This is a genomic window from Desulforamulus putei DSM 12395, assembly GCF_900129195.1.
Taxonomy (GTDB): Bacteria; Bacillota; Desulfotomaculia; order Desulfotomaculales; family Desulfotomaculaceae; genus Desulfotomaculum; species Desulfotomaculum putei.
This window is the reverse complement of sequence record NZ_FQUY01000022.1, coordinates 36,627-44,090: the sequence shown is the minus strand read 5'-3', so window position 1 is coordinate 44,090 and position 7,464 is coordinate 36,627. Positions and strand designations below refer to the sequence as shown.

The following is a 7,464-nucleotide window of genomic DNA, read 5'->3' as shown; positions in this document are numbered from 1 at the left end:
CGTCAAGCCCGCAGCAATGGGTGTACACAACTTCCATGTGTTCTTTCTTCCTCTACGGCAGTTAAATTGAAGGGCTGGTGCAACAACCATATGTGGTTATTCTATCCTGCGTGCTTCCCCAAAAGGGGGCAACAATCTGTGGTGCACCTGGTCGTTGGGGTCTGTCTATAAGACGGGCTCGCAGCACCAAGGTACAACGACCTCCCTTCGCCAGCCGTAGAATAAAGATTCTTCACAGCACCATTTTCATCCTTCTGCTGGTGCCGCGTCAGCGGCATGGGGGTCTATAAGCTTAATTTCAAAAAAAGAAATCCCAAGGAGGCGGGATCTCTTATCCAATGGGGCGTTTGTTAATGGTGATGACCGGGGGGTTGCCCCGTTCGGTTTGTCTGTGCAGTCGGCGCGGAAAGGGGATTTTGTTTTCCCCGGGGGATACCGGCGGGGGGTGTGGTTCCGGCTGGGAGGGAATCACCGGCGGCGGTACGGCCCCCGGGTGTTCCAGCCCCGGCGCTGTTGACGCCGTCGGGGGAGGAGGCGGCTGGCCCGGTAGCGGAGGCTGCGGTACAGAATGCTGGCCGCCGGCCGCCGGGTCGAGGGGGTTGCCGCCTTCCTGGGGCAAGGGAGAAAGATCAAGGGCCGGTGGCTTGGGCGGGTTTTCCAACGGGTGCCTGGGGGCATGCACAACGGTGATGCTGTTATAAATCCGTTCATCCTCACAGACCAGCTGCCCGTTTTCATAGTGCCGCCGGCGAATCTCCACCCTTGGAATATAGGCCGACACCTCTGCCGGCACACTGAGACTGGACAGGCGGCGCAGGCTAATACCGGCCCCTTCCACCACCAAATCCACATGATCATTTTGATAACAGTTACAGGGATCGAGTGTTTGAAGTTGACGGCCCTTGCCAACTACTTTATACTGTGCCATAACAGCCACTCCGTTAGGGAAAAGTTTCCTATAACCACATTATGTGGTTTGAGTTCATTCGGTGACAATGATAAATACAGCCGAATCAAAAAGAGTGATCAAGTAGATGCTATAGCAGGGCCGATACCCCTGTGCAACTTCAATGACGAGGTGTTTCTCTTTGGAAAAGGTTATAAAAACGGGTGATCTCCTTGATTTGACCATACAAGGCCTGGGACACGCAGGCGAAGGGGTGGGAAGATATGAAAACCTGGCGGTCTTTGTACCCGGGGTTCTCCCGGGGGAAAGGGCCCGGGTTAGAATCACCCGGGTAAAAAAATCCTTCGCCAGGGGCGAAGCAGTGGATATTCTGGAGCAGGCAGCAAACCGGGTGGTTCCCCCCTGCCCGGTCTCCCACCGGTGCGGCGGTTGTCAACTACAGCATCTTGAGTACCAGGCCCAACTGGACCACAAAAGAGCGGTGGTGCAGGCGGCTTTGACCAGACTGGGGGGACTGGAGCAGGTAGAGGTTCAACCCACCCTGGGAATGACAGACCCCTGGCACTACCGCAATAAAATTCACCTGCAGGTAAAGCAAGAGGGTCACAGGGTAAAACTGGGCTTTTATGCCGAGGGAACCTACCAATTGGCCACCGGTCCGGGTCATCAGACCTGCCTGTTGGTGGACAAACAAATCAACCAGGTGGCAGCCACCCTGGAGGAACTTATAAATGAACAAGCTGTTCCGCCTTATGATTGGCAGAAGAAAAGCGGGTTGCTGCGCCATGTGATGATACGCCGGGGTTTCAGAACCGGGGAAATCATGGTGGTCCTCGTAACGTCCTCCCAAAGATGGCCCGCCGCTAGGGAGTTTGCCAGGGCAATTGTCACCAGGCATCCGGAAGTTGTATCTGTTATCCGTAACATTAATACCAGTCCCGGCCGCGTTGTCCTGGGTGCAGAAAACCGTTTATTAACGGGCAGGGAGTATATTTTTGATTACTTAAAGGATTTAAAATTTAAAATTTCCGCCGCCTCCTTTTATCAAGTCAATCCCCTGCAGACAGAAGTGCGATATAACAGGGTTTTACAACTGGCTGACCTGAAGGGGAACGAAACGGTGGTAGATGCCTACTGCGGCATCGGAACCATTGCGAACTTCCTGGCACGCCATGCCGGACGGGTGATCGGTATGGAAATCGTGCCGGAGGCGGTGGAAGATGCTAAAGAAAACGCTCTGCTAAACGGCCTGTCCAATACCGAATTTATCCCGGGCCCCGTAGAAAGTTTATTACCAAACATGGTTGCACAAGGCCTGAAACCAGACCTGGTGGTTCTGGACCCGCCCAGAAAAGGTTGCGCAAAAGAAGTACTGCAGGCCATCTCCAAAGCGCAGGCACCTAGGGTTGTGTATGTTTCCTGCGACCCGGGAACCCTGGCCAGGGACCTGGGTATCTTGGACGCCTCAGGATATCAAACCTTACTGGCCCAACCGGTGGATATGTTTCCCTGGACGAGTCACGTTGAGTGCATAATTCAGATAAAACGTGCTGAAAGCCGCATGAAATAAGGCTTTCCGGCAATTTTGAAGAGCACTTTTTGAGCGGTAAAAACGATGATAAAAACTCGGTTATTTTTAAAAATAATCGGGTTTTTACTTTTATAAGATAAACAACCAGAAAAGCATTAATTGCCTGACTGAATTTTCTTTGATAAATATGGGGGTATAGCTCGCCAGGGAAAGCACAAATGATATTCTGAAAAATTAGTCAAATAAAAGTCTTTCAACAAGTTTTACCAGAATTTATGATATAATTATGTCTATAATGGGAAGTTGTAGAGAGCTTAAACATCCATAGCATGGCATTTATGAACCTAACCGCATTTTGTGTGCTTAAGATCTAAATAGTTATTTTGAAATAATTTGGGGGTTTTTTAATGGTTGATACTGTCAAGCAGTTGCGGATTTTTATTGCTTCACCTGGCGATTGCATATTGGAAAGAGAAGCAGTGCGGCGTGTTTGTAACGAAGATCATACTATATTAACTATCTGCAGAGCAAATCATATTTCTTTGGACGTATTTGGTTGGGAAGACGTATGTTCTAATATTGGGCGCCCCCAATCCATCATTAACGTGGCCGTGGAAAAATTTAATCCTGACTGGTTTGTTTTTATTTTTTGGCACCGCTTTGGCAGCGACGCTGGCTTGGGTATGACCGGTACAGAGGAAGAGTGGAACTTGGCGCGCCAACTGAACGAAAAGGGTGGAGGCCACCCGAGGGTTAGTATCTTTTTTAACAAAAAAAGTGCCCCGCCTCATGAGCAAGATGATTACCAACTTGAGGCTTTAAGACGTTTTCGAGAAGCAATTTTTAATGAGTACCAGGCTCTAGCTTGTTTTTTTGATGGAACGAGGGATTTTGAGAAAAAATTCCAGGCACACTTAACAGATATCCTGCTGAACCTTGGTGGGGGACATCGTGAAATTACAATTGATCGATTACGGCAGGAACTTTTGCTAGCTTCAAACGTACTGTTGAATTATCAAAGAACCCTTATGGACGGACGACAGATAGAGCGCCTAGAATTCACGGAATTGCTTCAACGCATCGAGGAATCAGAACACTCCACCACTTTGGTCCTGGGCAGTCCTGGTTCAGGTAAATCGTCCTTGCTTTCAACCCTTGCCCACCATTTAAAGGAAAAAGGCATGCCCGTGCTTGCAATCAAAGCCGACACGCTGAGCACGGACGTCAATACGGTTGAAGATTTACGAAAAGTGTTAGACCTAAGCTTAGATGTTAGAGATGGTGTCTTGGCCCTGGCTGAGAGGGAAAAAGTCGTCGTGATCATAGACCAGCTCGACGCAGTCTCCGAGTTACTGGACCGCAAGTCGGGCCGTTTAAACGTATTGTTAAACCTCATCCACAATCTTTCTGGTCAAAAAAGTGTACACATCATAGCGTCTTCACGCGAATTCGAATGTCGCCACGATGTCAGGCTAAACAGCGTCAACGCTGAAAAAGTAACCTTGGAACTCCCGGCCTGGGGACAAATTGCCTCTATCCTAGAACAGGCGGGGCACGAAACTAACGGCATGAGTGACGAGCTAAAGGAGTTATTACGCACTCCTTTACACCTTAAAATATTTCTCGACGTGGCAAAGCCGGGCGTAGTTTTTCATTCCTTACACGCATTGCTGGAGGAATTGTGGGAACAACGTGTGTTGGCACCGCATGTACCGCAGGATAGCCTTTCGTTGCTTAACGATCTCGCAATGCGTATGGCAGAGGAAGAAAGTTTGTGGCTGCCGCTGACCTGCGCCGATGGCCATCTGGAAGCGCGCCGTTTCTTGGAACAAAACGACATCCTGGTACGAGGCCAGAGCGGCTTGACTATCGGATTTCGCCATCAGACCTATTATGATTACACGTTAACACGCGCTTTTGCCAGCGGCTCAATTTCACTTGCGGATTATGTTTTTCAAAGGCAGGACGGTCTTTTCGTCCGCCCAACATTCCTGAGCTGCCTACATTATCTACGGGCTACTGCCCTTTCCGAATATCATAAACAAGTGCAAATCTTCTTTGAAACCGGTTTGCGACCGCACCTCTTTTCGCTGCTGGTCGAGTTTCTCGGAAGCCAGAAAAGTCCGGATGATGTAGAAGCATATTTCATGCTTCCCTTGCTTAAATCTGATACGGAAGGACCCAAGGTACTTGGCGCAGTGGCAGGCAGCCCCGGCTGGTTTAACAGGTTGCGTGGGTATGAAGGTCTGGAAAGCTGGATGAGCAAACCAATTGAGCACGCTTCCCACTGCGTACCGTTCCTCGCCGCGGCGGCAGGTTTTGCAGGGATGGATGTTTTTTACCTGATAAAAGAATACTGGTTCAATGATGCTACATATGACCCTTTGGCGTTAAATGTACTTCTGGATTTTAAGGATTGGGATTTACACACTATCCTGGTAGCGGAAAAACTGGTTAATCGCTCAGAATTGTGGACAGCCGGGATGCTTGTTGAGAGAATTGCAGAAATAAACCCAGAACTAGCGCCCCGTGTCTTGCGTGCCCGCCTGGATGGGAAGCTTGCTAAGGCAATCGAAGAATTTGAATCACAAAGGGCGGAAATGAAAACACCGTTACAAGAGAACGAGCATTATTTGATACGAGCCCTGCACCGAAATGATGCCTTGGAGAAGTTGCTCGAAAGCCGGATGGACTATATAAACCTTGAGAGTTTGGCCGAAGAGGTGCCAAAGTCCTTCTTGCAGTGGATATGGCCCTGGTTTTTAAATGTGATTAATCGGGTGGCATTGGCAGAGCATGAATTTGTTTTGCAATACCGCTCTGATTCTGCCACAAACGGCCGGTTTGAAAGAGAACATGAAAAAACCGTTGTTACCGGACTTTTAGTTGCTATAAAGAAGTTAGCGGAAACCGACGTACAAGCTTTTCTGCAGTTCTTTAACGATAACGTCAGCTCGGATTTGTTAATCGTACACCGTTTCCTTGCCCGTGGCTTGGTACAAATCGGGGCAATTGAACCCCAAAAGGTTTTGGAGTATTTACTCGGCGATCCGAGGCGGCTGTGTTTAGGTGACTATAGTGATTGCCACAGAGATACGAAACAGCTGATCGCGGCTGCTTTCCCTCACCTTAGTCAGGGAGACAGACTGCGGCTTGAAGAAGCTGTACTTTCGTTCAACCGATATAAAACAGTCGTTCCGGAATGGGACGCGGAAGATCGCCGTCGCCGGATAATATGGAACCGCCAGCACCGGTTACGACTTTTGCGGGCTTTTCCCGAAGAGTATCTAAGTCTAAGAACCAGGCAAGTAAAAGCGGAAGAAGAACGTGCTTTCCCAAGATTGGCTGATTGTGATGGCGGTGTTTCAGGTGGGTGGATCGGTCCCCGGTTAAAGGCTGATGAGATGGCTAAAGCCTCCGATGGCGAATTAATGAATTTATTCAATCAGTTGCCAGACGGAACTCAGTGGGATAACCCTAAGCGTCGATGGGAGGATTTTTCCCGCAGCGGTGGCTCGGTACAGCAGTCGAGGGAGTTTAGGGAACTGGCAAAGATTGATCCGCATCGCGCCGTCCGCTTGATCGCCAGTCTTGAGCCCGGCCGGCATGAAACCTATGCCGGTGCTGGCTTAGAGGGTCTGGCTGAATCAGGCTTACCGCTTAATGAGCTAACTACTCTGGTTGAAAACCTGGACAAAAGGGGATTTTCTTCAGGACATTTTCGTGAGGGAGCGGCGTCAGCTTTTGAAAAACTGGCTGGACGTGAAAATGGTCTTCCTGAGGAAGTTTTATCACTACTTGAAAAGTGGCTGGTAGAACACCCGGAACCTGATTGGCACGAAATGAATGAACCCAAAGAGGAGAAAGCAAAAGAAATCAAAGGATCAATTCTATTCGGGACGGGTGGTTTATTCTTCTTACCCCACGGCCGTGGCACCATGTTACGTGCCATTACAGCAGGATATCTCGAACGCCAACCACCTGATTACAACAATTGGGCACGTATCGTCAAGAGCAGGCTACGTTATGAAAAGCATCCTAACGTATGGGCATTGACTATGATGCATATGCCTGTACTGTTCAATGGTGATCCAGAAGAAGCTACACGTATGTACGACGCAGTTATTAGGACTTGCCCCCAGGTCCTTGAAAAACAGGTCGCTTTCTATTCCATCGCCCGCGTGATGCCCTGGTGCCGCCCAAATGAAATATTGCACGAGTGGTTAGATAAGATAAAGGGTTCTTCCGACCTTAACCGTCAAGCTTATGGTGAAATGCTGTTCCTTTACCACTGTCATTACCGGGAATCCTGGTCATCGAACCTCATTATGAGCATCCTATCGGAGGGGGATGACGAAAACGTTCTCCTCGGCCTGGCTTGCGGAGCCAGCCATCTTTGGCATGAGTTAAAGAGCCGGACTATGGCAAGGGAGATCCTCTGCCGTTTGGCTTCTCACCATGACAAGTCCATACAACACGCAGTGGCTGACGTTTTCCGTTGTAACCGTGACCATTTCCAATTGAACTCAGATATAAAAAAGGTCATCCAAGCAGTGAGTGGTCATCGTCCAGTATTGCTTGAGGCCGCAACCGACCTTGTTGAGTTGCTTCTAGATTATACAGGAATTGAACCAGAGCTTGTTTCGGAGGTGTGTCAGGAAGTGATCCGGGCTGGCGGTTCGGACATTGGAAATGTAAGCACATCCTTGGCTTTGCTGGCAGAACCTCTAACAAATATTGCCCTCACGCTGCACCGCCATCTTGGATATCGTGAGGTAGGACTGCGAATGTTTGAGGAACTCATTTCATTAAATGTGCGTGAGACCCGAGCTGCCATAGATATATTAGATCGAAAACCGGTGAAAACATTGACCTCGCCGTTAAGGCCCAGACAGCACCGTAAAATACGGTCTTAATCTATTTGGGCAGTGTCAAGAAATTTTTGTATTTTCAATAATCGTTTGACAACTGGCAGCTAACCAGAAACTAGGTTGGCTTCTCAAGGGTATTCAGAGGTTGCCTGATA

Annotated in this window: 3 protein-coding genes; 2 read left to right on the top strand and 1 reads right to left on the bottom strand. The window is 49.1% G+C overall.

Features of this window, described 5'->3' with window-relative positions:
* Positions 1-331: 331 nt before the first annotated feature.
* Positions 332-928 carry a hypothetical protein gene (locus BUB67_RS12725; protein ID WP_073239797.1) on the bottom strand — a complete coding sequence of 199 codons (597 nt, stop codon included), beginning with the start codon at positions 926-928 and terminating at the stop codon, positions 332-334.
* Between the two features lie 160 nt (positions 929-1,088).
* Between BUB67_RS12725 and rlmD the strand changes: the two genes are divergently transcribed.
* Both rlmD and BUB67_RS12715 read left to right on the top strand, forming a co-directional pair.
* Positions 1,089-2,477, top strand: a complete 1,389-nt coding sequence (rlmD, locus tag BUB67_RS12720) for a 23S rRNA (uracil(1939)-C(5))-methyltransferase RlmD (RefSeq protein ID WP_084127738.1) — start codon at positions 1,089-1,091, stop codon at positions 2,475-2,477.
* A gap of 368 nt (positions 2,478-2,845) precedes the next feature.
* A complete protein-coding gene (locus BUB67_RS12715; RefSeq protein WP_073239795.1) occupies positions 2,846-7,354 on the top strand; it encodes an ATP-binding protein in 4,509 nt (1,502 codons plus the stop codon).
* Positions 7,355-7,464 lie beyond the last annotated feature (110 nt).

Coding starts and splice junctions, on each gene's coding strand:
- BUB67_RS12725 (WP_073239797.1), bottom strand. CDS start 928: ATGGCACAGTATAAAGTAGTTGGCAAGGGCCGTCAACTTCAAACACTC.
- BUB67_RS12715 (WP_073239795.1), top strand. CDS start 2,846: ATGGTTGATACTGTCAAGCAGTTGCGGATTTTTATTGCTTCACCTGGC.